At 67.5% G+C, this 26335-nt stretch carries 28 protein-coding genes; 16 read left to right on the forward strand and 12 right to left on the reverse strand.

All coding sequences use genetic code 11. The features are described 5' to 3' along the window. Positions 1-197 precede the first annotated feature (197 nt). The 6 genes from acs (at position 198) to WDJ57_RS06410 (ending at position 6043) form a co-directional block, all read left to right on the forward strand. The gene (gene acs, locus WDJ57_RS06385) at positions 198-2177 is read left to right on the forward strand and encodes an acetate--CoA ligase (protein ID WP_338904900.1); all 1980 of its coding nucleotides are present in this window, start codon (positions 198-200) and stop codon (positions 2175-2177) included. Positions 2178-2201: 24 nt separating this feature from the next. Further along, positions 2202-2642 carry a DUF4212 domain-containing protein gene (locus WDJ57_RS06390; protein WP_338904902.1) on the forward strand — a complete coding sequence of 147 codons (441 nt, stop codon included), beginning with the start codon at positions 2202-2204 and terminating at the stop codon, positions 2640-2642. Next, on the forward strand, positions 2642-4270 hold the full coding sequence (locus tag WDJ57_RS06395) for a VC_2705 family sodium/solute symporter (RefSeq protein ID WP_380630213.1): 1629 nt from the start codon (positions 2642-2644) through the stop codon (positions 4268-4270). Before WDJ57_RS06390 ends, WDJ57_RS06395 begins: the two co-directional genes overlap by 1 nt. A gap of 4 nt (positions 4271-4274) precedes the next feature. Next, positions 4275-4745 (forward strand): universal stress protein, encoded by a 471-nt coding sequence (locus tag WDJ57_RS06400; RefSeq protein WP_338904906.1) that lies wholly within the window; start codon positions 4275-4277, stop codon positions 4743-4745. Between the two features lie 31 nt (positions 4746-4776). Beyond that, positions 4777-4968 carry a hypothetical protein gene (locus WDJ57_RS06405; protein WP_338904908.1) on the forward strand — a complete coding sequence of 64 codons (192 nt, stop codon included), beginning with the start codon at positions 4777-4779 and terminating at the stop codon, positions 4966-4968. 217 nt (positions 4969-5185) lie between these two features. Continuing rightward, entirely contained in the window at positions 5186-6043 is an 858-nt protein-coding gene (locus WDJ57_RS06410) for a bacteriorhodopsin (protein ID WP_338904910.1), read from the forward strand. Between the two features lie 42 nt (positions 6044-6085). On the opposite strand, the gene WDJ57_RS06415 is transcribed toward WDJ57_RS06410, so the two are convergent. Then, on the reverse strand, positions 6086-6250 hold the full coding sequence (locus tag WDJ57_RS06415; RefSeq protein ID WP_338904912.1) for a DUF6757 family protein: 165 nt from the start codon (positions 6248-6250) through the stop codon (positions 6086-6088). 161 nt (positions 6251-6411) lie between these two features. Next, the gene (locus WDJ57_RS06420; RefSeq protein ID WP_338904913.1) at positions 6412-7185 is read right to left on the reverse strand and encodes a PHP domain-containing protein; all 774 of its coding nucleotides are present in this window, start codon (positions 7183-7185) and stop codon (positions 6412-6414) included. A gap of 138 nt (positions 7186-7323) precedes the next feature. On the opposite strand from WDJ57_RS06420, the gene WDJ57_RS06425 reads away from it, so the two are divergent. From WDJ57_RS06425 to WDJ57_RS06440, 4 genes are all read left to right on the forward strand, one after another. After that, entirely contained in the window at positions 7324-7611 is a 288-nt protein-coding gene (locus tag WDJ57_RS06425) for a DUF5789 family protein (RefSeq protein WP_338904914.1), read from the forward strand. 65 nt (positions 7612-7676) lie between these two features. Continuing rightward, complete coding sequence (locus WDJ57_RS06430) at positions 7677-9299, forward strand: long-chain-fatty-acid--CoA ligase (RefSeq protein WP_338904915.1); 1623 nt, start codon at positions 7677-7679, stop codon at positions 9297-9299. 123 nt (positions 9300-9422) lie between these two features. Beyond that, a complete protein-coding gene (locus WDJ57_RS06435) occupies positions 9423-9851 on the forward strand; it encodes a universal stress protein (RefSeq protein WP_338904916.1) in 429 nt (142 codons plus the stop codon). 120 nt (positions 9852-9971) lie between these two features. After that, positions 9972-11783 (forward strand): formate/nitrite transporter family protein, encoded by a 1812-nt coding sequence (locus tag WDJ57_RS06440; protein ID WP_338904918.1) that lies wholly within the window; start codon positions 9972-9974, stop codon positions 11781-11783. A gap of 13 nt (positions 11784-11796) precedes the next feature. On the opposite strand, the gene WDJ57_RS06445 is transcribed toward WDJ57_RS06440, so the two are convergent. From WDJ57_RS06445 to WDJ57_RS06465, 5 genes are all read right to left on the reverse strand, one after another. After that, positions 11797-12213, reverse strand: a complete 417-nt coding sequence (locus WDJ57_RS06445) for a hypothetical protein (RefSeq protein ID WP_338904919.1) — start codon at positions 12211-12213, stop codon at positions 11797-11799. A gap of 1 nt (position 12214) precedes the next feature. After that, positions 12215-12901: an RAD55 family ATPase gene (locus WDJ57_RS06450; RefSeq protein WP_338904921.1), complete on the reverse strand. Its 687-nt coding sequence runs from the start codon at positions 12899-12901 to the stop codon at positions 12215-12217. A 46-nt stretch (positions 12902-12947) separates the two neighbouring features. After that, positions 12948-13670 (reverse strand): hypothetical protein, encoded by a 723-nt coding sequence (locus WDJ57_RS06455; RefSeq protein WP_338904923.1) that lies wholly within the window; start codon positions 13668-13670, stop codon positions 12948-12950. Between the two features lie 43 nt (positions 13671-13713). After that, complete coding sequence (locus WDJ57_RS06460) at positions 13714-13971, reverse strand: DUF7577 domain-containing protein (RefSeq protein WP_338904925.1); 258 nt, start codon at positions 13969-13971, stop codon at positions 13714-13716. 70 nt (positions 13972-14041) lie between these two features. After that, positions 14042-14953 (reverse strand): acyltransferase, encoded by a 912-nt coding sequence (locus WDJ57_RS06465; protein WP_338904927.1) that lies wholly within the window; start codon positions 14951-14953, stop codon positions 14042-14044. Positions 14954-15063: 110 nt separating this feature from the next. Between WDJ57_RS06465 and WDJ57_RS06470 the strand changes: the two genes are divergently transcribed. Next, complete coding sequence (locus tag WDJ57_RS06470; RefSeq protein WP_338904929.1) at positions 15064-16026, forward strand: CPBP family intramembrane glutamic endopeptidase; 963 nt, start codon at positions 15064-15066, stop codon at positions 16024-16026. A gap of 146 nt (positions 16027-16172) precedes the next feature. Here the strand turns inward: WDJ57_RS06470 and radA are convergent, their stop codons facing one another. The 3 genes from radA to htpX all read right to left on the reverse strand — a co-directional run bounded on the left by radA (position 16173) and on the right by htpX (position 18836). Continuing rightward, positions 16173-17222, reverse strand: coding sequence for a DNA repair and recombination protein RadA (gene radA / locus WDJ57_RS06475; protein ID WP_338904931.1), 1050 nt, complete (start codon positions 17220-17222; stop codon positions 16173-16175). A gap of 128 nt (positions 17223-17350) precedes the next feature. After that, positions 17351-17962 (reverse strand): PspA-associated protein PspAB, encoded by a 612-nt coding sequence (gene pspAB, locus WDJ57_RS06480; RefSeq protein ID WP_338904933.1) that lies wholly within the window; start codon positions 17960-17962, stop codon positions 17351-17353. Position 17963: 1 nt separating this feature from the next. Then, positions 17964-18836, reverse strand: coding sequence for a zinc metalloprotease HtpX (htpX, locus tag WDJ57_RS06485; protein ID WP_338904934.1), 873 nt, complete (start codon positions 18834-18836; stop codon positions 17964-17966). Positions 18837-18952: 116 nt separating this feature from the next. On the opposite strand from htpX, the gene WDJ57_RS06490 reads away from it, so the two are divergent. Beyond that, the gene (locus WDJ57_RS06490; RefSeq protein ID WP_338904935.1) at positions 18953-20053 is read left to right on the forward strand and encodes a 60S ribosomal export protein NMD3; all 1101 of its coding nucleotides are present in this window, start codon (positions 18953-18955) and stop codon (positions 20051-20053) included. Continuing rightward, positions 20046-21074 carry a class I SAM-dependent methyltransferase gene (locus tag WDJ57_RS06495; protein WP_338904937.1) on the forward strand — a complete coding sequence of 343 codons (1029 nt, stop codon included), beginning with the start codon at positions 20046-20048 and terminating at the stop codon, positions 21072-21074. The genes WDJ57_RS06490 and WDJ57_RS06495 overlap by 8 nt, the downstream gene beginning before the upstream one ends. A 124-nt stretch (positions 21075-21198) precedes the next feature. Here the strand turns inward: WDJ57_RS06495 and WDJ57_RS06500 are convergent, their stop codons facing one another. Next, positions 21199-22941, reverse strand: a complete 1743-nt coding sequence (locus WDJ57_RS06500) for an ATP-dependent DNA helicase (RefSeq protein WP_338904938.1) — start codon at positions 22939-22941, stop codon at positions 21199-21201. A gap of 86 nt (positions 22942-23027) precedes the next feature. Here WDJ57_RS06500 and WDJ57_RS06505 point away from each other — a divergent pair, with 86 nt between their 5' ends. Continuing rightward, entirely contained in the window at positions 23028-24326 is a 1299-nt protein-coding gene (locus tag WDJ57_RS06505; protein WP_338904940.1) for a hypothetical protein, read from the forward strand. On the opposite strand, the gene WDJ57_RS06510 is transcribed toward WDJ57_RS06505, so the two are convergent. After that, entirely contained in the window at positions 24323-24526 is a 204-nt protein-coding gene (locus WDJ57_RS06510; RefSeq protein ID WP_338904941.1) for a DUF7561 family protein, read from the reverse strand. The genes WDJ57_RS06505 and WDJ57_RS06510 overlap by 4 nt on opposite strands. A gap of 89 nt (positions 24527-24615) precedes the next feature. On the opposite strand from WDJ57_RS06510, the gene WDJ57_RS06515 reads away from it, so the two are divergent. Both WDJ57_RS06515 and WDJ57_RS06520 read left to right on the forward strand, forming a co-directional pair. Beyond that, positions 24616-25557, forward strand: a complete 942-nt coding sequence (locus WDJ57_RS06515) for an NAD(P)H-binding protein (RefSeq protein WP_338904942.1) — start codon at positions 24616-24618, stop codon at positions 25555-25557. After that, positions 25557-26267, forward strand: coding sequence for a DUF7530 family protein (locus WDJ57_RS06520; RefSeq protein ID WP_338904944.1), 711 nt, complete (start codon positions 25557-25559; stop codon positions 26265-26267). Before WDJ57_RS06515 ends, WDJ57_RS06520 begins: the two co-directional genes overlap by 1 nt. The last annotated feature ends 68 nt before the right edge of the window (positions 26268-26335 follow it).

A 26335-nucleotide genomic window follows, 5' to 3' on the forward strand; every position in this document is an offset into this window, starting at 1 on the left:
AGACGGGACCCCGAAACCACGGGTAACCCAGGGGTGGTCGCGGTGCGCAGGGCTGTACGTATAAATAACCGGTGGTAACGGCAGTATTTTGCACCATTTACAGACCGGAATTTTTCACGGAAACACGGAGGAATAATTATAGATTGGGATAATTAGCGGCGTCCATTAATATGGACGTTGCTGGATACATGGTTGCAATGTCAGATGACGACGACATCGAGGTCGAACTGGAGGCGAGGCTCGAGGAGCAAGACGAGTTCGAGCCCCCGGAATCGTTCGTCGAGCAGGCGAACGTGACAGACGAATCGATTTACGAGGAGTTCGACGAGAACTGGCCGGAGGCGTGGGAGCGTGCGGCCGACCTCCTCGACTGGGACGAGGACTACGACGAGGTGCTCGACGAGAGCGAAGCACCCTTCTACGAGTGGTTCACGGGCGGGTCGCTCAACGCGAGCGCGAACTGCCTGGACCGACACCTCGACGACCGCGGCGACGAGGCCGCCATCGAGTGGGTGGGGGAACTCGGCGAGGAGCGCACCTATACCTACGAACAACTCCACCGCGAGGTCAACGAGTTCGCGGCCGTCCTCCGCGACATGGGCGTCGAGGAGGACGACGTGGTCACGATGTACATGCCGATGATACCGGAGCTGCCCGTCGCCATGCTCGCGTGTGCCCGCATCGGCGCACCGCACGCGGTGGTCTTCGCGGGCTTCTCGGCGGACGCACTCGCCACCCGGATGAACGCCGCCGACTCCGAGTACCTCGTCACCTGCGACGGCTACTACCGCCGCGGTGACGGGCTGGAGCACCTGAACAAGGCCGAGGAGGGTCTGGAACAGGTCGACCAGGACGTCGACACCGTCGTCGTCGACCGCCTCGGCGACGAGTTCGACCACGACCTCGGCCCGAGCCAGCACGACTACCACGACCTGCTGGCCGATCAGGAGGGCGCGGACGTCGAGCCGGTCTCCCGCGACGCCGAGGACATGCTGTTTCTCATGTACACGTCGGGGACGACGGGCAAGCCGAAGGGCGTCAAGCACACCACCGGTGGCTACCTGGCCTACACCGCCTTCACGAGCCACGCGGTCCTCGACGTCAAGCCCGAGGACAACTACTGGTGCTCGGCCGACATCGGCTGGATCACCGGACACTCCTACATCGTCTACGGCCCGCTCGCGCTGGGTACCACCTCGGTCATGTACGAGGGCACCCCGGACTACCCCGACAAGGACCGCATGTGGGAGATCGTCGACGACCACGACGTCACCCAGCTCTACACCGCGCCCACCGCGATTCGCGCGTTCATGAAGTGGGGCAAGGAGTACCCCGAACAGCACGACCTCTCCAGCCTCCGCCTGCTGGGCACGGTGGGCGAACCAATCAACCCGCGTGCGTGGAAGTGGTACTACAAGCACATCGGGAACGAGGAGTGTCCCATCGTCGACACCTGGTGGCAGACCGAGACCGGCGGCATGATGATTACCACGCTGCCGGCCATCAAGAACATGAAACCCGGCTCCGCCGGGCCGCCGCTCCCGGGTGTCAGCGCCGACATCGTCGACGAGAAGGGCTCCCCGGTCGAGGCCGGCCGCGCGGGCTACCTCATCGTCAACAAGCCCTGGCCCGGCATGCTGCGGACGCTGTACAAGAACGACGAGCGCTTCATCAACGAGTACTGGGACGAGTACTCCATCCCGGAGAAGGACCAGTGGGTCTACTTCCCCGAGGACGGCGCGAAGATCGACGACGACGGCTACATCACGATTCTCGGCCGCGTCGACGACGTCATCAACGTCTCCGGCCACCGCCTGGGGACGATGGAGATCGAATCGGCCATCGTCGGCGTGCCGGGCGTCGCCGAGGCCGCAGTCGTCGGCGGCGACCACGAGATGAAAGGCGAAGCGGTCTACACCTACGTCATCACCGAGGACGGCTACGAGGGCGACGAGGACCTCCGCCAGCAGATTATCGAGTCCGTCGAGGGCAGCATCGGCCCGATCGCACGGCCAGAGGCGGTCGTGTTCACCCACGAACTGCCGAAGACGCGCTCGGGCAAAATCATGCGGCGTCTGCTCGAGGACATCGCCAACGGCGACGAACTCGGGAACACCTCGACGCTGCGCAACCCCGACGTGGTCGAGGAGATCGCGGAGAAGGTCCGCGGCAACTGACCCTCCACATACCCACGCAAGACAATGAGCGACACTGATACCGCGAGCGAAGATAGCTCGCACGAACTCGAAACGGACGGAGGTGTGGCCGCCGAGGAGGCGGACGTCAACTACCTCGAAACAGAAATCAACCTACTCAGCCCCAGCACCCCCTTCATGCGCGACCACCTGAAGGTGGTCTGGGGGACGTTCGCCGCCTGGGTGCTCATCGTCTGGGGGCCCTTTATCGCCACGTGGCTGGCCCCGGAGACGATGACGCAGACGATTCCCGGTGGCTTCCCGCTGCACTACTTCCTCATCGCAATCGGTGCGCCGACCGGCGCACTGCTCCTGGCCGGCATCTACGCCCGCCAGCGGGACAAACTCGACGAGAAGTACGGTATCGACCCCTCGAGCGTCGAGAGCGGCAGCGGCAGCGGTACCAGCGAGGAAGTCACGGCCACTGACGGGGGTATCGAGGAATGATGGAGACACTTCCCCTGCAGGCAGACGCGCTGAACATCGGGTTCAAGCTCCTGCCCGCCATCATCGTCTTCCTGATGATGGCCTCGTTCCTCGTCATCGGCTACGTGTTCAAAGTGGCCGACACCGAGGGCATGTGGGTCGCCGGCCGTGGCATCGGGAACATCGAGAACGGCATGGCGATCGGCGCCAACTGGATGTCCGCCGCGTCCTACCTCGGACTGGCCGGACTGGTCGCCCTCGCGGGCTTTTACGGGCTGGCCTTCATCGTCGGCTGGACCACCGGCTACTTCATCCTGCTCATCTTCCTGGCCGCGCAGATGCGCCGGTTCGGGAAGTACACGGCACCCGACTTCGTGGGTGACCGCTTCAACTCGCCGACCGCACGTGCGCTCGCGGCGTTTACCACGCTGCTCATCGCGTACGTCTACTCCGTCGGCCAGGCCCGCGGGATGGGCCTGGTCGGCCAGTACGTCTTCGGGCTGGACATCATCCCGATGATCATCGTGATGATGACCATCACCGTCGGCTACCTGGCGCTGTCGGGCATGCTCGGCGCGACCAAGAACATGGCCGTCCAGTACGTCATCCTCATCGTGGCGTTCCTGGCGGGCGTGTACGTGGTCGGCTTCACGCAGGGCTACTCGACGGTTCTCCCGCAGATAGAGTACGGCGCGCTCTTCAGCGAACTGGGGGCCGAGTTCTCCGAGCCGTTCGCGAACTCCTCGCCGTGGCTGTGGGCGGGCACCGCGTTCTCGCTCATCGTCGGCACGTGCGGACTCCCGCACGTGCTCGTGCGCTTCTACACGGTCGAAAACGAGCGGACCGCCCGCTGGTCGACGGTGTGGGGCCTGTTCTTCATCCTGCTGCTGTACTGGGCCGCACCCGCGATGGCGGCCTTCGGCGTCAACCTGTTCGAGGTCACGCAGGGCGTCAGCGCGTTCGCAGCAGAGGGCGGCATGAGCGGTGCCGAAGGTGACGTCATCGTCGTGCTGGCAGCACAGTTCGCGAACCTCCCCGAGTGGTTCGTCGGGCTGGTCGCGGCCGGCGCGATGGCCGCCGCGATCGCGACGACGGCGGGCCTGTTCATCACGGCCTCGTCCGCAGTCGCCCACGACATCTACAGCGAACTCATCAACGACGACGCCACCCAGCGCCAGCAGGTCCTCATCGGCCGCGCGACGATTATCACCATCGGCGCGCTGGTGACGGTGACGGCCTTCAACCCGCCTGCACTCATCGGACAGCTCGTCGCGCTGGCCTTCTCGCTGGCCGGCATCGTGCTGTTCCCGATGTTCTTCCTGGGACTCTGGTGGGAGAACACCAACCGCCAGGGCGCACTCGCCGGGATGATCTTCGGGCTCGTCCTGTGGATCACTGCGACCGTCAACAGCACCGTCCTCTCGGAACCGTTCAGCCCGCTGCTCGCGGAGTGGGTGCCGGCAATCGGTGCTGCCCTCGTCGGCACGCCCGCGGTCTTCATCGTCACCATCGCGGTCTCGCTGATGACGCCCGAACCGGACATGCGGACCAAGCGGATGGTCCGGCAGTGTCACAGCCCCGAGCCGATGGGGCAGCAACAGAGCGCAGAAGACGTCGTGACCGGCAGCGACGCCCCAGCAGACGACTAAAACCATGTACGAACACATCCTCGTTCCGACGGACGGTAGCGAAACGTCGCAGTTCGCGGTCGACAACGCCATCGACATCGCCGAGAAGTACGACGCGACGGTACACGCGCTGTACGTCATCGACGTCGACGCCACCAGCTACGGGCTGGGCACCGAACAGGTCGACCGCATCCGCCAGGGCCACCTGGACGAGATGCCCGAGGTGAAAGCGGACGCCGAGGAGGCGACCAGCTACGTCGCCGACCGGGCCGCCGAACACGGACTGGATGTCAAACAGCACCTGCAGGTCGGCGAACCCGCCCGGGCCATCCGGAAGTTCGTCGAGGAGAACGACATCGACCTCGTCGTTATGGGCTCGCACGGGCGCTCCGGCCTGTCGCGGGTCATCCTCGGCAGCGTCGCCGAGAAGGTCCTGCGGCGGACCCACCTGCCGGTGCTCATCGTCGACAGTCACGAACTGCACGACGAAGAGTAACCGACACGACCTCGATTTCGTCGGCGGAGCGGTGACGGGATTCGTCGTCTCCCGTGCGGACATTTTATCTTGGACAGTTGGCGAGCGTTCCTGCAGCAGCGCCTCCTCGAACACAGTCCGCAACCGCGTTCGTCGGGTGGCGGTCGACGACGAAGACCGCAGCCGCAACGAGTACACGACCCCGTACAGCGAGTTCGAGACGAGCGACGAGGGAGAGCACTGACCGACGGCCGGAAGCGGACGGTCCCTGCTCGCAGGGCCGATGGAGCCACAGCCACCGGTACCGATACGTTTGCCCCATCCGTTTTTATCACTCAGTGACATATTAACGATTGAATGTCCCGAATCGACGACGGAATACGAACCCTCCCGGAACCAGCACGGAGCGAGCCAACGGTGGCCGGCATCGCTGGGGCGACCGGTAGCGCGAACCAACACCAATGATAGCTGCGCCACTCGCGGACGTTGCGACGGTAGTACAGTTCGAAACGGCACTCCAGATGACGCAGTCCGAGGCCTTCGATTTCATCCACAGCGACAGCCTGCTGGCGTCGTCGCTGTGGACGAACGTCGCCCTGGCGGGCGTGTCGATTCTACTGTTCGTCTACATGGGCAGGAACATCGAAGGGACGCGGGCACAGCTCATCTGGGTCGCAACCCTGCTGGTCCCGCTGGTCTCTCTTTCGAGTTACCTCGGACTGGTCTCCGGCCTGACTGTCGGCTTCCTCGAGATGCCCGCTGGGCACGCGCTCGCGGGCGAAGGAGGGGTGTTCTCCCCGTGGGGACGGTATCTCACGTGGGCGTTATCGACCCCGATGATTCTGACCGCGCTCGGGTTGCTGGCCGGAACTGACCGGGCGAAACTGTTCACGGCGATTACGATGGACGTAGGGATGTGCGTGACCGGGCTGGCCGCCGCGCTGACGACGGGTTCCTACCTCCTGCGGTGGGTGTTCTACGCACTCAGCTGTGCGTTCTTCGTCGCAGTCCTCTACGTCCTCCTGGTCGAGTGGCCGGCCGACGCGGCCGCTGCCGGCACTGCGGAGATATTCAACACCCTCAAGACGTTGACTGTGGTTCTGTGGCTCGGCTACCCGATACTGTGGGCACTCGGCTCGGAGGGCTTCGCCGTCCTCGGTGTCGGGGTCACGTCGTGGGGGTACTCCGGGCTCGATATCCTCGCAAAATACGTGTTCGCGTTCCTGTTGTTGCGCTGGGTCGCTGCGAATCAGAACGTCGTCGGCCGCGAGACCGGAGCCACCGAACAGCCGAGTTCCGGAACGCCCGCTGACGACTGAACCCCGTTCGAGCGAGAACAGGACCGCTCTGTCCCTGTCGTGTCACTCCCGACGGTCGATGTCGAGGTCCTCCTCGACGCCGTCGAGCCAATCGGAGTCGGCGAGTTGCTCCATCTGCTCCTTGAAGTGCTCCTTGCAGACCCCGACCTTGATACCGTCTTTCTCGACCGCGATGTCCGCCGCCCGGTCGCAGTAGTGACACTCCATACGCGACCCTTCGAGAGGGACGGCATTGAAGGCTACGCATCCGACGCCGAGAGAGACGGCGAAGACGAGAGATAGAACGGGGACGCACCGCAGGCGTCGCTTCGGTGCACCCAGCGGGGAGCCGACAGGACGGTGACCGCGACACGGGGGCAGTCGAGGGCCTACACGTAGCTCCGGAAGCGGTGGTACTCGTCGCGGTCCAGCCCCGCCCTGCCGAGGACCTCGTCGTGGGCGTCGCTGCCGCCCGTGACCACGAGGTCGTACCGCTCGACGGCCCGCTCGACCGGTCGCGGGTCGACCTCGCGGCCGTAGTCGTAGTGGCGCTCGACGCCGTCGAGAGAGTCACAGAGGGCCAGCGCCCCCTCGACGTCGTCGTACCGGAAGGGATGGGCCAGCGCGACGAGGCCGCAGGCGTCGGCGAGCAGGTCCCGGCCGCGCTCGAAGTCGACGATGTCGCGGGCGACGTAGCAGGGGCAGTCGTCGCCGATGAGGTCCGCGAAGGCGTCGTCGTAGCCGTAGTCGGCGTCGCTGTCGGCGACTGCGCGGGCGATGTGCGGGCGACCGACGCCGGGTTCGAAGGTCACATCCAGCGAGACGTCGAGGCGGTCCTCGACGCAGTCGACGATGGCGCGGGCGCGCTCGATGCGGTTCTCCTGCAACCGGTCGACTTCCGCGACGAGTTCGTCGGTCCGCTCGACGCCGTAGCCCAGCAGGTCGACCTTCCCCGCCGGCGAGTCGACCCGGAGTTCGATGCCGTGGACGACGGTGATGCCGTCCACGACGGCGACCGGGGTCCGCAGGTCCGGATGGACGCGGTCGTGGTCGGTGACGGCGACGGTCCCCACGTCTGCTGCCCGGGCCGCGTCGGGGATGGTTTCGAGCGTGAGCGACCCGTCGGAGTTCGTGGTGTGGACGTGGAGGTCCGCGACGACCATACCGGCCGGACGGCCCGGCGCTACATCGGTTTTTCTGCTCGCCGTCCGGGACTGTCCCTAGTATCCACTAGAGGTCCTTTACCAGAATGAGATTATAAATAGTGAAGGTTTATGCCTGCGGATTCCCCACGGTCGTTCATGAGAATCGTGAGAGATGCAGAGGACTCGTTTGCCACGCACACGTTCCCGTCGACCGCTGCGGAGTTCGTCGAGGACCACGGCGACGTCGAACTGAAACTGCCAAACGGCGCGGCGACGCTGGGCGACGTGCTGGAGACGCTGCCGAACGAGCACTTCGAGACCGAGGAGGACGCTCGCCTCGCCATCTACGGCGCGCTCGGCGAGGAGGCCATCGGGCGGAAGGGCTACAGCGACCGCGACGCGACCCACCTCGGCGAGACGGGCCACGAACGGGTCTCGCTGTAACGCTGGCGAGTTTTACATAGCAACCTGTACCCATTTCGTGCGCGCTACCGTCGGTAGAGTAGAGTATGGAGAAGCCTCTCCTCGCCACGGAGTTTCTCGACAGGGCGCGCGAGCACTTCGGGGACCACGAGGCCGTCCTCACAGTCGACGGCGAGCGGCTGACCTACGACGACCTCGGGGCCCGCGTCGACCGGCTCTCGGCGGCGCTGCAGGACCGCGGCGTCGAGAAGGGCGACCGGGTGGCCGTGCTGGACCCGAACACCCACTACCACCTGGAGACGGCCTACGCCGCAATCCAGATTGGCGCGGTCCACACGCCGCTGAACTACCGGCTCAAGCCGGGCGAGAACGAGTACATCGTCGACGACGCCGGCATCGACGTCATCGTCTGCGACTGGGATTTCGTCGACAACGTCGACCCCATCCGCGACGCGGTGGACGTCCACACCTACATCTGCACCGACCCCGACCGCGCGGACACCGACGCCGAGTGGGCCGACTACGAGGCGGTCATCGCCGAGTACGACCCGGACGACTACGACCGCCCGGAGATGCACGAGGACGAACTCGTCACTATCAACTACACGTCGGGGACGACCGGCGACCCGAAGGGCGTCATGCGGACCCACCGCACCGAGACGGTCCACGCCTACCTGACCGCCCACCAGCAGTCCATCGAGAGCGACGACGTGTACTACTGGACGCTGCCGATGTTCCACGTCAACGGCTGGGGACACATCTTCGCGGTCACCGGCGTCGGCGCACGCCACGTCTGCGCGCGCGGGTTCGACCCGGGCACGACCTTCGAGAAAATCGCCGCGGAGGACGTCTCCTACATGTGCTGTGCGCCGACGGTGATGAACAGGCTCATCGAGTACTGGGAGGACCACGACCCCCAGACGACGGGGGACAACGACCTGCGCATCGCGTCGGGCGGCGCGGCCCCGCCCGAAGCCACGATGCGCACGCTGGAGGACGACATCGGGTGGTACTTCAAGCACATGTACGGCTCGACGGAGACGGGCCCGCTCATCGTCACCTCCGACTACAAGCGCCTGTTCGACCAGAACGACGACGCCCGCTTCGAAATCAAGAAACGACAGGGCTTCGCGATGCTCGGGACCGAACTCCGCGTCGTCGACGAGCACGGCGACGACGTGGCCGAGAACGACGAGGAAATCGGCGAAATCGTCGTCAGGGGCAACCAGATAATGGAGGGGTACTGGAACAAGCCCGAGGAGACGGAGGAGGCGTTCAACGCCCGCGCGGAGGGGTGGTTCCACACCGGCGACCTCGCCTCGGTCGACGAAGACGGGATGCTCCGCATCAAGGACCGCAAGAAGGACATCATCGTCTCCGGCGGGGAGAACATCTCGACGCTGCAACTGGAGGACTGCCTGTACGACCACCCGGAGGTCCGTGAGGTCGCCGTCGTCCCCTCGCCCAGCGAGGAGTGGGGGGAGACGCCGAAGGCATTTATCATCCCCAGAAACGGCGACCCGGAGAACCCGGGCGTGACGGCCGGGGAGATAACCGAGTTCACGCGGGAGCGCCTGGCGACCTACAAGGCCGTCCGCCGGGTCGAGTTCGTCGACGAACTCCCGAAGACATCCACCGGGAAGATTCAGAAGTTCGAACTCCGCGAGCGGGAGTGGGAGGGACACGACGGGCGCGTCGGCGAAGGGTGACTGGTTCGGGGAGCGCCGTCGTGAGCGCGCGTACTGGCGTCCAACGGCATAAACGCTCCTCGTAACCCAGGGTCGTGAAAACAGACCGGAGGAATTACGTGTCGGTCATCTGGAGGTTGCAACGTGTACCGAGTACTCCTGCCAGTCGACCACAACGAAGAGCGCGCGAAACAGGCGGCACGGGACGTGATGGGCCTGCCGAGAGACCCCGAGGACGTGGAGGTCGTCGCCCTCAACGTCGAGGAACCGTACGATGTCGGCGACGGGACCGGCCGCGTCAGTACGGAGGAACTCTTCGACGAGACGGACTACCCGGAGAGCGTGGGCACGGTCGTCGAGATGCTGACCGACGAGGGGTTCACCGTCGACAAGCGCCGCGTCCACGGCGCGGCGACCGAGGAGATTCTCTCGATGGCCGATGAGGTCGGCGCCGACCTCATCGCGATGAGCGGCCGCAAGCGCAGTCCGAGCGGGAAGGTGCTGTTCGGGAGCGTGACCCAGTCGGTGCTGCTGGACGCGACCCGGCCGGTGATGGTCTCCTCGCAGAACTGAGTCCGGTCGTCAGCGTGACCTGATTCGACCGGGCGGCGACAGCGACCCGGTCTCGGTGCCGGGTACTCGCTGCATCAAGATAGCCAGAGGTTTAGTGAGGGGCGCCCATCAGTTCGGCGAATGGACGAGACAGAACCGGACGACCGGGAAGAGCGGCTGCGAGACGCCGTCGAGCGGTCACGGAGTGGTGCGCCCGCTGTCGGGCGGGTCGTCCGCGACCGCTTCTCGACCGACGAGGTCTTCCAGCGCATCGTTGCCGCCGCCGACGAGGAAATCACCGCTGGCAGCCGGGAGCTGTTCTTCAGCGGGCTGGCCGCCGGCTTCGCCATCACCATCACGTTTCTCCTGTACGTCTCACTGACAGCGTCGACGGGCGGTGACCCGGTTCTCAGCGCGTTGCTGTACCCGCTCGGCTTCATCTACATCATCATCGGCGGGTACCAGCTCTACACCGAGAACACACTGCCGCCGGTGGCGCTAACCCTGGAGCGGGTTGCATCCGTGCCCGCGCTCCTTCGCAACTGGGTCGTCGTCCTGGCCGGGAACTTCGCCGGCGGGACCTTCGGTGCGATCGCGCTCGCGTGGGGCGGTGTCCTCTCGCCGGAGGCCGGTGCAGCCGCGGCCAGCATCGCCACGAAGGGCATCGAGACCGGGTCATCGGTGCTCTTTACGAAAGCCGCCTTCGCGGGCCTCATCGTCGCGGGGGTGGTCTGGGTCGAGTACGCCGCCCGCGACACCATCTCACGGCTGGTCGTCGTCTACCTCGCTTTCCTCTCCATCCCCATCGGCGGCCTGTTCCACGTCGTCGTCTCGTACACGGAGATGGTGTATCTGGTTCTGCTGGGCGACCTGTCGCTGCTGGTCGGAATGGTCGAGTTCGTGCTGCCGGTGCTGGTCGGGAACACGCTGGGTGGCGTCGTGCTGGTGACGGTCGTCAACTACTTCCAGACGACCGAACAGCGGCTCGAATCCGCCAGGTTCGAGGGGGCCGACCGGCGGCTGTCGCGACAGGAGTGGCTGTTCGGCGGCTACGCTGGCCGCTCGTACGTCCCGCTCATCGACACCGCCGAGCCGGCCGCCGCGACCGGCGAGGACCAGTTCCGTATCGTCGTCCCGATTACGAACCCGCGCACCGAAACGCGGCTCAAGGAGTTCGCCTGCAAGCTGGCCAGTGAGAGGGACAATGCCATCGTCCACGTGGTCCACATCGTCCAGATGCCGCGCCAGTCCTCGCGCAGCTACGGCGTCGAGCAGAGCCGGCGCATCATCGAGGAGTCGGAGGCGCTGATGTCGGACATCCACGACGTCGCAGACGGGTACGGCGTCGACTGCGACACCTCGACGGTGCTGTCACACCGGTCCTTCGAGGAACTGTTCACCGTCGCCGAGCGCAAGGACGCCGACCTCGTGGTCATGAAGTGGGGGGACGAGGGAGTGTGGAGAGCCGCCCGGGCCGACCGACCGCTCGACGAACTCACGCGACAGCTCCCCTGTGACTTCCTCGTCCTCAAGGACCGGGGCCTCGACACGTCGAGGGTGCTGTTACCGACAGCGGGCGACGCCGCCTCCGACATAAATGCCGACGTGGCACGGACGCTTCGCGCCGTCGACGGTTCCGAGGTGAGCCTCCTGCACGTGGTCGACGGCCCGGAGCAACGTGACCACGGCGAACGGTTCCTCGCCGGCTGGGCGGCCGAGCACGACCTGGAGGACGCCGTCCGGATTGTCGACGATACCGGGGATATAGAGGGCGCAATCGCCCGGGAGGCAGAGGACCACACACTCGTCTTGCTCGGGGCCTCAGAGCGCGGGCTGTTGTCGCGGCTGGCCCGCGACGCGCTCTATCTGGACGTCGTCGACGACCTGGACTGCTCGTTCGCCCTGGCGGAACCGGCGACGGACCGGGGGCTGCTCGAACGGCTGTTCGGCTGAGAGGGGGCGGGAGTCAGTCCTTCTCCAGAAAGTCGGGGCGCTCGACGGCCTCGTTCTTGTCGGGAGTCGGCCTGTCCAGCGCCTCCATCCGGTCGATTGCCTCGGGGAGGCCGTCGCGGCCACCGGTGGGAACCTCGTCCTCGTCGACGGTGACCGTCTCGCCCTCGACCAGTTCCGCCCAGACCGCGCGCTGTTCGCTCTCCGCTGCCTCGACGTCCACCTTCCGGGCCTCGTTTTTCCCCTCGTCGAAAGCCAGGTCGACGACGCTCTTGTTGTAGGCGGTGTCCATCTCCCCGCGGATGCGTTCGAGTTCGTCGGGGTGGTACTCGCCCAGCGACGCCGCGACGCCGAGCGCGTAGGCACGGTCGATGGCCCCGTCCTTGTCGAGGCCGTCCCAGTCCGTGCCGTAGGCGCGCTCGTACCTGCTCATGCTATCCCTGGACCTTCCGGTCCGGGTGGACCCGCAGCCCCTGGTCGGAGAAGCTTATCTCGCGGATGTCGCAGTCGATGGCGGTCCCCCGCATCTTGATGACCTGGATGCCGCGGGTCATCCCCGAGGAGTCCAGGAAGTTGTGGAAGAAGACGACCCCGTGGGCCAGGTAGTGCTCGTCGGAGTAGGAGGTCGGGTCGGTCATCTCCGAGATGAGCAGGATGGTCGCGTCGGTCTGTTTCAGCGCCGAGAGAAAGCCGGTAATCTCGTCGGACATGTCCGAGAAGAAGTGCTGGAGCAGCATCGTGGAGTCGATGACCACGCGGTTCACGTCGTGGGACTCGATGAAGGCGACGAGCCGGTTGGTGAGGCCGCCGTCTGTCCCGAACTGGGTGATGGTGCGTTTGCCCGACTCGGTGACGAGGTTCAGGAACTGGACGGTCTCGGACTGTATCGCCCTGTCGAACCCGAACTCGAAGCCGGACATGTCCCGGAGGAGTTCCTCCTTCGTCTCGTGCATCGTCACGTACAGGCAATCGTGTCCGTCTCTCGCCCCCTGGGCGATGAACTGCGAGCAGAACGTCGTCTTCCCGCTGCCCGGCGGCCCGCTGACGACGTAGAGCCGGTCGGCCAGCAGCCCCCCCTCGATGAGCTCGTCGAACCCAGGGACGCCACTCGGAACGCGCATGGTGAATCGAAGACTGCGTCCGGATATAGTTGTTTGCTCGCCGTTCTCAGCCGTGATACTCGGACAGTCCGTGCGCGAACGAGTCCCGGAGGGCGAGGAGCCGGCGGGTCGCTCTCTCGTCGAACCGGAGCGGCCGCCGCCACCACGGCCCCTTCCCGGAGTCACTGGAGAGGGCGGTCACGAGCGGCGAGGCGTCGGTCCCGCCGGTGGGCCGCGAGAGCGGGAGGACCCGTTCGTACAGCCGTGACTCGTCGGGGTCGCCGAGCAGGAACACGCGGGCGTCGACGGTCTCCCGGCGGACGTGGGCGTTGTTCGCGAACGGGGCGCGGTCGGCTTCGGTCAGCCTTGCGTACTCCTCGCCGGTGATGGCGTCCTGCGCCAGCCGGAAGTGACCGATGAGGAACGCGCCCCAGGCCGGCGGGAGCCACGGAGCGGGGTCGGTCACGGAGAGCGTCGCGTAGAAGAAGACGTAGTCGCCCGCCGCCAGCCCCGACAGCGGACCGGCCTTGATGCCGTGCTCGTCGCCGTAGGTGTACCGCTCGCAGTGGGGGTACTCGGGGAACTCGGGGTCCAGGTGGACCGGCGTGGCCCGGAGGTCGTCGGGAATCGGGGTGTCGAGGTGGGGCGCGAGGTCGCCGTAGGTCGGCGGGTCGCGGGCGGGTTCGGACTCGGGAATCGGGACGTACTCGAAGGTGCCGTCGGGACGGACCGGCGCGCGAAAGCCCGGCTCGTTGGTGTTGGCACCGACGTTGATGGCGATGGCCCGCATCAGGCGTCCGTCGGTCGCAGACGGCAAAAAGCGTGGCGCGTGGTCACCGGAGCGGTTCGACGCAGTTCTGACAGTAGCTGAACCCGCGGTCGTTGCGCGCGCCGCAGTGCTGGCAGTAGACGCCGTCCGCGTCCTCGGCGCTGCCGACGTCCGCCGCGGCGGACCGGCGCTCCAGCCGCTGGTACCCCGGCTCGCGGTCCCCCTCGTGGGTCGACTCGCCCCGCTGGAAGTACCGGTAGAGCACGAGCTGGAGCAGTGCGAACCCGATGAGGTAAGCGATGAGCCAGGCCCACGCGTCCATATACTATGCTAGCGGTTCCCACTACTTGGGTGTTCGGCTCGCGTAACAGGTCGGGCCGGGACAGCGCCGGTCAGGCGTCGGGCGGACTGAGGTCGCGCTGGAACTCGTCGAAGACGCGGAGGTCGTCGGGAACCTCGTACTCGATGCGACGTTGCTCGCGGCGGTCGACGTTGCCCTCGTCGAGCGGGTCGGCGACGGACTCCCAGCCGGGCTTGACGGCGATGGACTCGGCGGGCGACCCGGCCGCGATGTGGTGGTCCGGGATATCCTTCGAGACGGCTGACTTGGCCGCGAGAATCGAGTTGCGGCCGACCTTCACGCCGGCGCGGACCATCGAGTCGTAGGTGACGCGGGCGTCGTCCTCGATGATGGTGTGGTAGTTGTCGACGTGTGTCTGGTCGACGACGTCGTGGTCGTGGGTGTAGATGTGCGCGTTGTCGGAGATTGAGACGCGGTCGCCGATGGTGAGTTTCCCGCGGTCGTCGAGGTGGACGTCGTCGTGGACGACGACGTTGTCGCCGACGGAGATGTTGTGGCCGTAGGTGAAGGTGATGCCCTTGAAGAAGCGACAGCCCTCGCCACACTCCTCGAAGAGGTGCTTGGCGAGCATCCGGCGAAAGCGCAGTGCGAACTCGATGTTGTCGGCCATCGGCGTGGCGTCGAACTGCCGCCAGAGCCACTGGAGGTACTTCGAGCGCTCGTACTCGCCGTCGTCCATCGTCTCGACCTCGGCGTAGTACTCGCTCTCCAGCGTCGAGTTACAGGGGTCGTACCCCTGCAGACGGACCCGCTCGGCCGCGGAGACGTCGCCACCGGACTGCCAGCGCTCGTAGGCCTCGCGGTCGCCGTGGAGGTCGACGAGGATGTCCTCGACCACGTCACAGGTGTCCTCCTCACCGGACAGCCGCTCGTCTACCTCTGTGATGAACGTCTGCAAGCCCTCCTCCGCAGCGGGGGGAAGCGAGACGTGGCGCTTTGTCATACCCCGCCTTTGCCCGGCCGTCGTCATAGGGGTTTCCGTTACACGGTCGTCACCGGGTATCACGGAGGTGACCCGGGAACGTTAAGGTGGCCGCGCGGATGGCGACGTGCATGGACGAACGGGTCGACGGCCTCAGGCAGGTGTTCTGGAATCCGGCGGAGCGACGCCTGCGTGCGCCGGTCCGCATCGCCGCGATGTTCGTGCTCGTGGTGCTCGTCGCACAGGTCGTCGTCCTCCTCGTCGCGGGGGTCGAGGTCGTCGTGGCACTGCCCGACCCCGTCGCGAACTCGGTGGTACTCGCGCTGTTGACCGGCGCCGTCGCATTCCTCGCGGGCCTCCTCGACCGCCGCACCCTCCGGGACATCGGGCTGGGCGGCGGCCGCGCGTGGCTGGCGGAGTTGGCCGTCGGATTCGCGGTCGGACTGCTGATGGCCGTCGTCAGCGTCGGTATCCTCGTCGCCGGCGGGTTCGCCACCGTCGCGGCGGCCGCGCCGACGGACCCGAGCATCGTTCTCGGCGGCGGCGCGGCGGGAGTGCTCTACGCACTCATCTTCTTCGGCGGCGTCGGCCTCTTCGAGGAGTTCGTCATCCGTGGGTATCTCCTCGTCAACGTCGCGGAGGGCCTGCGCGGCGCGGTCGACACCGGCCGGACGGCGGTGCTCGCCGCCGTCCTCGGGACCGCCGGCCTGTTCGGCGTCCTGCACGCGGCCAACCCCGGCGGCACCGTCCTCTCGCTGGTCAACATCGCGGTCGCCGGCCTCTTTTTCGGGCTCGTCTTCGCCGTCACCGGTCGCCTGGCCTTCCCCATCGGCGCGCACATCGCCTGGAACTTCGGCGTCGGCTCCGTCTTCGGCCTCCCGGTCAGCGGACTGACGACCGACACCGCCCTGGTGACCGTGACGACGGACGGCCCGACGCTCGTGACCGGCGGGTCGTTCGGCCCGGAGGGCGGCGTCGTGATGCTCGCCGGCCTCGCCGCCGGCGTCGGCGCGTTCGTCCTCTGGACGCGCCTGCGCGGCGGCGACCTCGCCGTCGACGAACGTATCGCCGTCCCCGAGTTGTTGTCCGAGTAAGCCGCCGCGTTCCAACCCGTCCGTTTCAGCTAGAACTGCCGCGCCCTCCCGTGGTTGCCGTTCACAGGGGCCACTTTCACTCCGGTTCGTCAGACACACGTCAGGAAACGAAGAGGCGACGGGGAACGGGAGCGGACCGAGCGGCGTTACTCTTCCATCAGGCCGCCTTCCTCGACGCGCATGACGGCCTCGCCGTCGGCGAGGTTCGGCGCGTCCACGAGGCGGACGATGCGCTTGTCGCCCTTGGACTTGCGGAGGTACATGCGGAACGTGGAGGTGTGGCCGAGGATGTTGCCGCCGATGGGCTGGGTCGGGTCCCCGAAGAAGGAGTCGGGGTTGGCCGCCACCTGGTTCGTGACGACGACGGCGGTGTTGTTCAGGTCGCCGACGCGCATCAGGTCGTGGAGGTGCTTGTTGAGTTTCTGCTGGCGGTCGGCGAGTTCGCCGCGGCCGACGTACTCCGCGCGGAAGTGCGCGGTCAGCGAGTCGACACAGAGCAGGCGGACCGGGAACTCCTCCTCCTGGGTCTCGCCGGCGATTTCCTGGGCCTTCTCCGCGAGGAGAATCTGGTGGTTGGAGTTGAACGCCTTCGCGACGTGAATCTTGTCGAGGAACGCCTCCAGCAGGTCCTCCATGAGGGCGTCGTCGTCGGCGTCGGCGTCCTCCTCCTCCTCGACCACCTCGTGGGTGACCATCGCCGCCTCGATGGCCTCCTCGGGCAGGCCACGGAGCATGTCGTCGATGCGCTCGGGGCGGAACGTATCCTCGCTGTCGATGAAGATGGCGCTGCCCTCCAGCCCACCGTATTCGGCGGGGAGTTGCACGTTCACCGCGAGCTGGTGGGTGACCTGGGACTTGCCGGCCCCGAACTCGCCGTAGACCTCCGTGATGGACTGGGTCTCGACGCCGCCGCCGAGGAGTTCGTCGACCTCGTCGACGCCCCAGGTGAGCTTGCCGATTTGCTCGCGGCGCTCCAGGACCGCAGCACCGGACTCGAAGCCGCCGATGTCGGCGGCCTCGCGGGCGGCGTTGATGATGTCGGCGGCGCTTGACTCGCCGATGTCGGCGGTGTTGGAGAGTTCGCCGGGGCTGGCGACGGCGATACCCTGGTAGTTGTCGAACCCGTTGTCCTTGAGCTTCTCTGCTGTCGCCGGACCGACTCCCGGCAGGTCTTCGAGGTCTTCACCTGTGGACATACTCGTCGGTTGCTCCCCCTCGCACATAAACCCCCGTTAACAGGAGGGTGAAAGTGAAACAGAGGGACGGAAGCGGCGTGTGTCTGAGAGCCGGCAAGGGTTGAAGGGTCTGAACGGGAGTGTGTGGGCTATTCCCAGGGGTGGCCGCCGGGGGTGTCCGGCCAGAGGGGGTACCAGTAGGCCTTGTCGTCCTCGACGGTGAGTTCGCCGTCGAGAACCCCCTCCAGTTTGAACTCGACGCGCTGGTCGCGCTCCTGGGTGCCCTCGGGCACGAACGGATAAAAGGAGCCCCGCCGGAAGGAGTAAATCCAGTAGACCGTCTGGTCCTCGCGGGGGTTCCGGAAGGCGAAGACGGCCGCGAGCAGCCGCGACCCGAAGTCGAGGTCGACCAGCGTGCGGACGGCGAAGTGGATGGTCGTCACCAGGTCCTCGAAGTCGTCGTCCTCCAGAACGATCCACCGGTAGCCGTGGTCGTCCTCGTGGAGCTGTGCGATGGTGCCGGTCTCCTCGCTGCCGGCGTCGAGAATCGTCCGGATCTCGTCGACGGCCGCCTCGAACTGCGTGCTGTCGACGCCGGCGAAACACAGCCCCGCCTCGCCCGCCGGGACGTAGTCGAGGTCGGCTTCCATCGTGACGTAGGCGGTGCTCATCCCGAAGAGGTCGTCGGGGTCCGCGTCCCGCGTCGCGTCGGCGTCGGCCTTCACGCCGAGCACCTGCTTGAGCGCGTCGAGGACCCCCATCTCAGGTCTCGAGCTCCCGTTCGAGGTCGCGGAGTCGTTCGACGCGCTTCTCGGTCGGCGGGTGGGTGCGGGCGATGCGGCCGACGAACCCGCGGTCGATGGGGATGACGAAGAACGCGTTCATCTCGGCCTGGTCGCGCAGGTCCTCGTCGGGCACCTGGTCCATCCGGCCGTCGATGGTCAACAGGGCGGATGCGAGCGCGCTGGGTTTGCCCGTGATGAGCGCGCCACCACGGTCGGCCGCGTACTCGCGGTACCGCGAGAGCGCGCGCACGAGCAGGAAGGAGACGACCCACACCACCAGCGAGACGGCGATGGCGACGAAGATGGATGGGTGGCCGCGCCGGTCGCCGCCCCCGCCGAACAGCCAGCCCCAGCGGACGATGAGGAAGGCGATAGTCGACAGGAAAGAGGCGATGGTCATCACCGCCACGTCGCGGTTCTTGACGTGGGCGAGTTCGTGGGCGAGCACGCCCTCCAGTTCCTCGCGGTCGAGCGTCCCCAGCAGCCCCTCCGTGACACAGACCGTCGCGGACGACTGCGAGCGCCCGGTCGCGAAGGCGTTGGGCACGCTCGTCTCCGCGACGGCGACGGTCGGTTTCGGCAGGTCGGCCTGCTGGGACAGGCGGTCGATGCTCCGGTGGAGGTCCGGGTACTCCGACGGGCTGACCTCCTTCGCGCCCATGCTCCACAGCGCCAGGCGGTCGCTGAAGAAGAACTGGCCGAGCGAGAACGCGCCCATGAGGAGGGCAATCGCCAGCACGCTCCGGAACGCCGTCCAGAGGACGGCCATGAAGACGACGTAGAGCGCGCCGAGGAGGACGATGGTCAGGAGCATCCGGCCACGGAGCCCCCAGTCTGTGCGCCACTGCATACCCGGGTGTAGGGCCGGGGCGAACAAAAACTGCTCCGTCCGCGGACAGTCCAGAGTGACCGGGTGGCCGGGCACGAACGTGCGACTTAAACGCCGGAGCGGCCTATCGGGGGACAATGAGCCGGTCAGGGGAGTTCTGTCCGCGGTGCGGGGACCCAATCGAGCGAGCGACGTCGCTCGACGTCGATGGCCCCGACGCGGCGCTGTGCGACGAGTGCTACCTCGACGAATACGACCTCGTGGACGCGCCAGAGCGGGTCCAGGTCAGGGTCTGCAGCCAGTGCGGCGCGGTCCACCGCGGCAACCGCTGGGTCGACGTCGGTGCCGAGGACTACACCGACGTCGCCGTCGAGGAGGTCACGGAAGCCCTCTCGGTGCACGTCGCCGCCGACAGCATCTCCTGGCAGGTCGCGCCCGAGCAGGTCGACGAGACCACCATCCGGATGCACTGTCAGTTCTCCGGCGTCCTGCGGGGCACGCCCGTCGCCGAGGAGGTGACCGTCCCCGTCAAAATCGGCCGCGAGACCTGCACCCGCTGCGGGCAGATCGCCGGCGGGTCCTACGCCGCCACCGTGCAGGTCCGCGCCCGCGAGCGCGCCCCGACGGATGAGGAACTCGACCGCGCCGTCGAAATCGCGGAGGCCTACGTGGCCGACCGCGAGGGCCGGGGCGACCGGAACGCCTACATCACGGAGATCGGCGACGCGGACGACGGCAAGAACATCAAGGTCTCGACGAGCCAGCTCGGGCGGGCCATCGCCGAGCGCATCGTCCGGCAACTCGGCGGGACCGTCGACGAGTCCCGCCGCCTCATCACCGAGGACGAGGACGGCGAGCGCGTCTACCGGATGGCCTACGCCGCCCGGTTGCCGGCCTATCGCCCCGGCGAGGTCATCGACCCCGCGGACGACGAGGGGCCGGTGCTGGTCAGCAGCGTCCAGGGCAACCTCAAGGGGACCCGACTGACCACCGGCGAGCACTACGAGGCCCCCTTCGAGGACGGCGAAGCCCCCGACGCCGAGCGCCTGGGCTGGCGCGAGGACGGCGAGCAGACCACCCTGGTCGCCGTCGAGGACGACCGCGCGGTCCAGGTGTTAGACCCGGAGACCTACGAGTCGAAGACGGTCGCCCGTCCCGAGTACATGGACACCGACGCCGACGAGGTGCCGGTGCTGAAGAGCCGCGCCGGACTGCACGTCCTGCCCGACGATGAGTGACGACGCGACAGAGCTGGCGCTGTCCGCCATCGTCGAGAAGCCCCGCGCACAGGCGGCTATCGGGTCGCTGCGCGCCGAGGGCGTCTACGACGACAGCCGCTCGGTCACGGAGGCGGGCGGCGAGACGGTCGCGATTCCAGTGACGGAGACCCCCACCCAGACCGACGTACTGGAGGTCGTCCGCGAGGAGGGTGAGCCGCGCCTGCGGAGCCTGGAAGACCACCTCCGCGAGCGCGGGTGGACCGACGACGAACTCGACGCCGCGCCCGGGTCGTGGGCTGTGCTGGGCAGCGTCATCCTCGTCACGATGCCCGACGCGCCCCGACCGGCGGAGGTCGGCGAGGCGCTGCTGTCCATGCACGGCGCAGCGGACACGGTCCTCGCCCGCGGCGGCATCGACGGCCAGCACCGCCAGCCCGACGTGACCGTCGTGGCCGGGGAGGGCGACACCGAGACGGTCCACCGCGAGCACGGCACTGAATACGCGATGGACCTCGCCGAGGTGATGTTCTCACCGGGCAACAAGGCCGAACGGGCGCGGATGGGCGAGTCCGTTCGGGAGGACGATCGCGTCCTCGACATGTTCGCCGGCATCGGCTACTTCACGCTGCCGATGGCCCGTGCCGGGGCGCGCGTGACCGCCATCGAGCGCAACCCCGACGCCTTCCAGTACCTCCTGGAGAACACGATGCGCAACGACGTCGCCGACCGGGTGGAGCCGTACCGCGCGGACAACCGCGACGTGCTCGATTCCTACGAAGGTGAAAAGTTCGAGCGGGTCGTCATGGGCTACTACGAGGCTCACGAGTACCTCCCGAGCGCGCTGCCGATGCTCGAGTCGGGTGGAACGGTGCACATGCACGAAGCCACGCCGGAAACGCTGGTGCCGGACCGTCCCGTCGACCGCCTGGAGGCGGCCGCGGCCGACGCTGGCCGGTCGGTGGAGGTGCTGGACGTGCGCGAGGTCAAGGGCTACAGCGAGGGCGTCGCCCACGTCGTCGTGGACGCCCGCGTCGAGTGAAGGCACGAAACGCATAATTGTCCGGGCGGCGAGGGTGAGGTATGGACAGACAACAGATTCTCGCCATCCTGTTCGTCCTTCTGATGGTGGGGTCATCTATCGCCTACGGACTCGCCTCGTTCTTCTAGTCCCACACGTCGGAGAGCGGGTGATTCTCGCCGCTCGTTCCCGACGACTTCGACCGCCCGGAGCGCCGCGAGCGTCGCCTGGTGGTCGCACTGGACTGGCCGTCGAGCGCCGCCCCCGGCGCAAAGGCCGGCAGGTCCGGCCGTGACATCCGGTCGACCTGCTCGCGGAACCAGTCGGGCATGTCGTGGCGGGCGCGCTCGAAGAGGTCTAAAAGCGACGAGTCCGCGAGGTACGTCGCCCCGTAGTCGTCGGGTGCGCGCACGACGCGCCCGCAGGCCTGGATGACCGTCCGCAGCGCCGTCCGGTAGTACCAGCCCCACTGCCCCTCCTCCAGCCGGTGGGCGACACGGGAATCACGGGTGTTCGGATAGGGGGCCTTGCACAGCACCTGCCAGCGACAGAGGTCGCCCTCCAGGTCCAGCGCCTCTTCCATCTTCACCGAGAGGAAGACGTCGGGGTCGTCGGCGCGCTTCCAGGCCCCGAGTTGGCCGTCGCGGTCGTCGCTGTCGTGAGTCCGGACGCGGGAGTCGACGCCGAAGTCGGCCAGGAGCGCGTAGAGCTGGTCCTGAATCGCGTAGGAGTGGCAGTGGACCAGTCCCTTCTCGTCGGGGTGTGACTGCATGATGCGCACCAGCGACCGGGCGATGCCCGGCAGCGTCTCGTCGCGGTGCTCGTAGGTCATCTTCCCCTGCGTGATGTCGTACAGCGGGCGGTTCTCGACGGGGAAGGTGTGGGGCACCTCGACCAGTGCCACGTTGTCGGTATCGAGGCCGACGTTGGCGCAGAAGGCGTCCTTGTTGAGGATGGTCGCGGACAGGAGCGCGAACTTCCGGCCGCGCTCCCAGACGGTGTGGTTGAGGTAGCGCTCGGGGTTCATCGGCTTGATTGTGACCCGCGACCCCTCGCCGTCGGGCTGGTCGACCACCCAGGTCGTCGTCCCCTCGGGGTCGCGGTACTCCTCGGCAAACCACCCGAGGTCGCCGCGGAGTTCGTTCAGCCGGTCGCGGGCGGCCACCTCCTCCGGCGTGAGTTCGGCGTTGCCCCGCAGTTCTTCGAGACGGCGGTCCGCGAGCGTCCGGAGGTAGTCGGCGTACTCGACGGCGTCGTCGAGGTCGTCGATGGCGGGCGGTTCGGCGTCGTACCAGAACGGCACCGTGTCGGGGCCGAGGTCGATGGTCGCGTACATCTCGGCCCAGTTGCCCAGGCCGTGAGCCTCGTCGATGACCACCACGTCGCGGGTGCCGAACACGTCGGAGCCGGCGGTCTGCATGAAGTAGGCCAGCGTCATCGCCGCGATGGACTGGTTGGCGGCGATAGTGCGGTCCGAGAAGTACGGACAGCGGTGTTTCACCTCGCAGTCGAACTCCCGCTCGCGGGCGCAGGGGGCCTGGTCGACCGGCGTGTCCGTCTCGCCGGGGAGGATGCAGGAGTAGTTGTTCTTCCCGCGGATGATGGAGAGGTCGTCGAGCAGTCGGTCGCCGGCCACGTCGTCCAGTTGCGAGACCTGTGGCGTCGTGTAGTAGGCCCGGCCCGGCGCGGTCGGGTCGCCGCTGCCGGCGCGGCGGGCACACCCGGCGATGGCGCGGGCGAGCAGGGACTTCCCGCTGCCGGTCGGCGCGCGGACCAGTACCACGTCGTTGCCGACGTCGAACGCGTCCCTGATGTCCGCCAGCGCCTGCTCCTGCGCGCCGCGGTAGCTGGGGGCGGGGAACTCCTCGTAGATGCGGGACGTGTCCACAGGCGAAGTGGTGGCGCGCCCGGTCTTAAGCCTCCGGATACGGAGGGACCACCGGATATATCAGTCAGCCGGACAACGTCGGACCGATGACAGACCTGACGCGACGACGGCTCCTCCACCGGGCCGGTACAGCGACCGGCAGCGTCACACTCGCCGCCCTGGCGGGTTGTTCCGGCGACGGCGACGATGGCGGCGACGGGAACAGTACCGACGGCGGCAGCGGTACCGACGGCGGCAGCGGTACCGACGGCGGCGGTGGCGACGACGGACAGACCGGCAGCAGCGCCCTGTCCTACGGGACGTGGCTGGTCTCCCCGGACGAGTTCGACGAGCAGGAGCGGTACCTGTTCCAGTCCCGCCAGCCGAGCACCCTCCTGGCGCGAGAGAGCGCCCTCGGTGACGTCGACCTCACTCAGTACCAGGGGACGCTGGCACCGGGCGTCGAGTGGAGCGACGTCGATTACTTCCACAGCGTGCCCGGCGGGACCGTCGTCACCGGCGACCTCTCCGTCGGCGAGTGGCAGTCCTCGCTCTCCGAGCAGGGTTACAGCGAGGGCGAGACCTACCGGGAGTTCACGCTGTACAGGAACGACGGCAGCGTCTTCGCCTTCGGGGACGGGACCGTCCTCGTCACACAGAACACCGACCCGGTGACGAGAGCGAAGCAGAGTATCGACACGCACCGGGGAGAACGTCGCCGGGCGTCCGTGGTGAACGACGACGTCGGCGCGCTCGTCGAGGCGCTGGGCGAGGGAACGGTGGTCGTCGGCACGACGACGCCGGGCGATACGCAGCGGCTCGTCCCCGACAGCGTCGCCGCGGGCCAGCGGTTCTCCATCGGCGAGAGCGAGAGCGAGTACAGCGTCGTCGTGGTGTACGAAAGCGAGAGCGCCGTCGACGTCCAGTCGGTCCTCGACCGCGTCCAGGGCACGGCCCTCTTCGACGGTCCCGACCGGCTCAGCACCCAACAACAGGGCCGGACGGCAGTCGTCACCGGGACGCTACCCACCGGCGAGGTGTCGACGCTCAGTCCGAGTCTGGGGGGCAGCGAGGATACCGTGTCGGCACCGCAGGTGAACTTCGCCTTCGACTACGACGCCGACGCTGGCGTGCTGGAAATTACACACCAGAGCGGGGACATCGTCGGGCAATCCACGCTGTCTCTCCGCGGGAGCGGCTTCGCCGACCGGGAGGGCGTCGACATGACCGGGCCCGGACAGTGGCAGGGCAGCGCGGGCAGCGAACAGGACGGCGAACCCGCTGTCGCGGCCGGCGACGCCGTTACCGTCGGCGTCACCAGCGACTACGAGATACGCCTCGTCTGGGAGTCCGAGAGCGGGGACGCCTCGGCGGTCCTCGACGAGCAGCGCGGGCCGGACGCCTAGAGGTTCGCGACGTCCTCCGCGGTCACGTCGTGGTCGTCGGGCAGGCGCTCGATGCACTCGAAACAGAGGAAGTACTCGCTGCCGTCGGCGAGTTCGAGTTCGATGCCGCCTGTCGTGTCCTTCTCCAGCGTCCAGATGTTCGCGATGCCGCCGGCTATCGTCACCGGCTTGCCGCACCCGTCGCAGGGCTGGCGTGCCATACCCTGCCTTCGATCCGGGCGCTGAAACCACTTTCCCGCGAGTGGCGGGCAGGCCACCGAATTAAGGTGTCGGCGGCCCACTAGCAGGTATGGACGTACTCGTCACGGGTGCAACTGGCTTCGTCGGCAGCCGCCTCGTCCCCGCGCTGGTCGCGGCGGGACACGACGTGCGAGCGCTGGTCCGGGACGCCGGTCGGTACGACACCCCCGAGGGCGTGACTGTGTTCGAGGGGGACCTCCTCGACCCCGGCAGCTTCGACGACGCCCTCGACGGTGCGGAGGCCGCGTACTACCTGGTCCACTCGATGCAGGCCGGCGAAGACTTCGAGGAGCGCGACCGCACCGCCGCGCGGAACTTCGCCGACGCCGCCAGCGAGGTCGGCGTCGACCGCGTCGTCTACCTCGGCGGCCTCGGCGAGGAGGGCGAAGAACTCTCGCGACACCTCCAGTCCCGCCGTGAGGTCGAGGAGTACCTCACGGAGGGGGAGTACGAGCTGACGACCCTGCGGGCGGCAATCATCATCGGGCACGGGTCGGCCAGCTTCGAGATGGTCCGCCAGCTCGCCTCCCGTCTGCCGCTGATGGTGACGCCGCGGTGGGTGCAAAACGAGTGCCAGCCCATCGCCATCGACGACGTGCTCTCCTACCTCGTCGGCGTCCTCGACGAGCCGGAGACGGCAGGTAGCACGTACGAAATCGGCGGGCCGGACGTGCTCACCTACGGCGAGATACTCAAGCGGACCGCGCGGGTGATGGGGCGGATAACGCCGGTCATCATCCCGGTGCCGGTGCTGACGCCGCGGCTGTCCTCGTACTGGGTCGGACTGGTCACGAACGTCGACGCCGGCGTGGCACGCCCACTCATCGACGGTCTGAAGAACCCGGTCGTGGTGCACGACGACAGCATCCGCGAGTACCTCGACTTCGAGCTGACGCCGTTCGAGACGGCCGTCAAGCGGGCGATCGCGGCCCGACGCGGCGAGCGGACCTCCGGCGACGTGGCGATCGCACGCGCCGGAGGGACGGCCTGATGGGGCGCCCGGAGTACGGCGAGACGTGGGTCTACGAGAGCATCATCGGGGCGCTCCCCGGCATCGACATCGGCCCGCGGGTGGCGCTCGCCATCCAGTTCGTCGGCTTCGAGGTCGCCATCCTCGCGCTGGCGTGGTACTACGACCTCTGGACGGCCGGGCTCGCGGGCACCGTCGCCGTCGTCGTCGCCACGGTCGGGAGCGCGGAGATGCTGCGCATCGCGAAGCGCACCCGCGGGGAGACGGTCCCGGACGCCTACCGCCGGCTGCTCTTTTCCTCGAACATCGAGGTGGTGCTGGCGGTGCTGGCCTACGTCGCCCTGCTGACGCACCTGTTCGTCTGGGACCCCCGGACCTCGGCGACGCCGCTCGTGGAGACGCTGTTCGGCGAGGAACCCCCGGTGCTGGCGGTCTACCTGACGCTGCTGGTGCTGTGGGACGTCTGCTACCGCATCGGGACGGGGTGGTGGGCCAGCGTGGCGGCGGTGTGGCGGTCGGCGCGGTTTCGCTTCGACGACGGGACGCGCCGCTCGCTCCAGAAGGCCGACCTGGAGACGCTTGGCTTCGGGGTGCTACAGCTCACCTTCCTCCCCTTTCTGACGAACCAGCCGGTGCTGTTCGCGGTCGTGCTGGGCCACTTCCTGGCGGTCACTGCGGTGACCGGAACGTCCGTCCTCCTCCTGCAGCTACGCGAGCCTTCGGCCGGCTGAGGACGGCAGGTAGCTACCGCACAGAACAGCGACGGCCTCACAGCGGTACAGCGCGGAAGCCCACCGGC

The organism is Salinibaculum sp. SYNS191 (assembly GCF_037338445.1).
Classification (GTDB): Archaea; Halobacteriota; Halobacteria; order Halobacteriales; family Haloarculaceae; genus Salinibaculum; species Salinibaculum marinum.

Bases quoted from the DNA above. Each gene is read 5' to 3' on its own strand.
- WDJ57_RS06390 (WP_338904902.1), top strand. From the start codon at position 2,202: ATGAGCGACACTGATACCGCGAGCGAAGATAGCTCGCACGAACTCGAA.
- WDJ57_RS06445 (WP_338904919.1), bottom strand. From the start codon at position 12,213: ATGAGCAGGTACGAGCGCGCCTACGGCACGGACTGGGACGGCCTCGAC.
- WDJ57_RS06505 (WP_338904940.1), top strand. From the start codon at position 23,028: ATGACAGACCTGACGCGACGACGGCTCCTCCACCGGGCCGGTACAGCG.
- acs (WP_338904900.1), top strand. From the start codon at position 198: ATGTCAGATGACGACGACATCGAGGTCGAACTGGAGGCGAGGCTCGAG.
- WDJ57_RS06420 (WP_338904913.1), bottom strand. From the start codon at position 7,185: ATGGTCGTCGCGGACCTCCACGTCCACACCACGAACTCCGACGGGTCG.
- WDJ57_RS06400 (WP_338904906.1), top strand. From the start codon at position 4,275: ATGTACGAACACATCCTCGTTCCGACGGACGGTAGCGAAACGTCGCAG.
- WDJ57_RS06425 (WP_338904914.1), top strand. From the start codon at position 7,324: ATGAGAATCGTGAGAGATGCAGAGGACTCGTTTGCCACGCACACGTTC.
- WDJ57_RS06520 (WP_338904944.1), top strand. From the start codon at position 25,557: ATGGGGCGCCCGGAGTACGGCGAGACGTGGGTCTACGAGAGCATCATC.
- WDJ57_RS06450 (WP_338904921.1), bottom strand. From the start codon at position 12,901: ATGCGCGTTCCGAGTGGCGTCCCTGGGTTCGACGAGCTCATCGAGGGG.
- WDJ57_RS06430 (WP_338904915.1), top strand. From the start codon at position 7,677: ATGGAGAAGCCTCTCCTCGCCACGGAGTTTCTCGACAGGGCGCGCGAG.
- WDJ57_RS06455 (WP_338904923.1), bottom strand. From the start codon at position 13,670: ATGCGGGCCATCGCCATCAACGTCGGTGCCAACACCAACGAGCCGGGC.
- WDJ57_RS06460 (WP_338904925.1), bottom strand. From the start codon at position 13,971: ATGGACGCGTGGGCCTGGCTCATCGCTTACCTCATCGGGTTCGCACTG.
- WDJ57_RS06410 (WP_338904910.1), top strand. From the start codon at position 5,186: ATGATAGCTGCGCCACTCGCGGACGTTGCGACGGTAGTACAGTTCGAA.
- WDJ57_RS06490 (WP_338904935.1), top strand. From the start codon at position 18,953: ATGAGCCGGTCAGGGGAGTTCTGTCCGCGGTGCGGGGACCCAATCGAG.
- WDJ57_RS06440 (WP_338904918.1), top strand. From the start codon at position 9,972: ATGGACGAGACAGAACCGGACGACCGGGAAGAGCGGCTGCGAGACGCC.
- radA (WP_338904931.1), bottom strand. From the start codon at position 17,222: ATGTCCACAGGTGAAGACCTCGAAGACCTGCCGGGAGTCGGTCCGGCG.
- WDJ57_RS06415 (WP_338904912.1), bottom strand. From the start codon at position 6,250: ATGGAGTGTCACTACTGCGACCGGGCGGCGGACATCGCGGTCGAGAAA.
- pspAB (WP_338904933.1), bottom strand. From the start codon at position 17,962: ATGGGGGTCCTCGACGCGCTCAAGCAGGTGCTCGGCGTGAAGGCCGAC.
- htpX (WP_338904934.1), bottom strand. From the start codon at position 18,836: ATGCAGTGGCGCACAGACTGGGGGCTCCGTGGCCGGATGCTCCTGACC.
- WDJ57_RS06395 (WP_380630213.1), top strand. From the start codon at position 2,642: ATGGAGACACTTCCCCTGCAGGCAGACGCGCTGAACATCGGGTTCAAG.
- WDJ57_RS06470 (WP_338904929.1), top strand. From the start codon at position 15,064: ATGGACGAACGGGTCGACGGCCTCAGGCAGGTGTTCTGGAATCCGGCG.
- WDJ57_RS06495 (WP_338904937.1), top strand. From the start codon at position 20,046: ATGAGTGACGACGCGACAGAGCTGGCGCTGTCCGCCATCGTCGAGAAG.
- WDJ57_RS06465 (WP_338904927.1), bottom strand. From the start codon at position 14,953: ATGACAAAGCGCCACGTCTCGCTTCCCCCCGCTGCGGAGGAGGGCTTG.
- WDJ57_RS06515 (WP_338904942.1), top strand. From the start codon at position 24,616: ATGGACGTACTCGTCACGGGTGCAACTGGCTTCGTCGGCAGCCGCCTC.
- WDJ57_RS06510 (WP_338904941.1), bottom strand. From the start codon at position 24,526: ATGGCACGCCAGCCCTGCGACGGGTGCGGCAAGCCGGTGACGATAGCC.